Source organism: Neisseria sp. HMSC70E02 (assembly GCF_001838645.1).
GTDB classification, from domain to species: Bacteria; Pseudomonadota; Gammaproteobacteria; order Burkholderiales; family Neisseriaceae; genus Neisseria; species Neisseria macacae.
Map to the genome: position 1 here is coordinate 3279 of NZ_KV838139.1, position 785 is coordinate 4063.

At 53.1% G+C, this 785-nt stretch carries 1 protein-coding gene; it reads left to right on the top strand.

The window, feature by feature from the left end:
* On the top strand, nucleotides 1–274 hold a 274-nt coding region (locus HMPREF3277_RS15035), incomplete at its 5' end, for a hypothetical protein (protein ID WP_168168268.1).
* Nucleotides 275–785: the final 511 nt, after the last annotated feature.

The following is a 785-nucleotide window of genomic DNA, read 5'->3' on the forward strand; positions in this document are numbered from 1 at the left end:
GCGTGTTTTGATGAATAAAGGTCGTCTGAAAACCCGTGTTCGGTTTTGCAACATTATCAACCCGCCTGTTGGCACGATTTTGCGCTTACGCCTCAAACGTATCCAGCCAAATCCACTAGCTCTCGTCGGTATCGGCACAGCAAACCGTAGCGCGGGTTCTACCCGCGAAGCAGATGTCAGCACAAATACCCGACTCAAACTGACGGACGGAAAATCCCGTGGGCAAAGCCCACGCTACGGGGTTCGGTTATCTCAAATGAGTTTTGATGAATAAAGGTCGTCTGAAAAACGTGTCCGGCTTTGCAGCATCATCAGCCCGCCTGTTGATGCGACCTTCCACTTACGCCTCAAACGTATCCAGCCAAATCCACTAGCTCTCGTCGGTATCGGCACAGCAAACCGTAGCGCGGGTTCTACCCGCGAAGCAGATGTCAGCACAAATACCCGATTCAGACTGACGGACGGCAAAGCTCGCGGGCAAAGCCCACGCTACGGGGTTCGGTTATCTCAAAGCGTGTTTTGATGAATAAAGGTCGTCTGAAACCGCGTTCGGCTTTGCAGCATCACCAGCCTGCCTGTTGGCACGACTTTGCGCTTACGCCTCAAACGTATCCAGCCAAATCCACTAGCTCTCGTCGGTATCGGCACAGCAAACCGTAGCGCGGGTTCTACCCGCGAAGCAGATGTCAGCGCAAATACCCGAATCAGACTGACGGACAGCAAAGCTCGCGGGCAAAGCCCACGCTACGGAGTTCGGTTATCTCAAGCGTGTTTTGATGAATAAA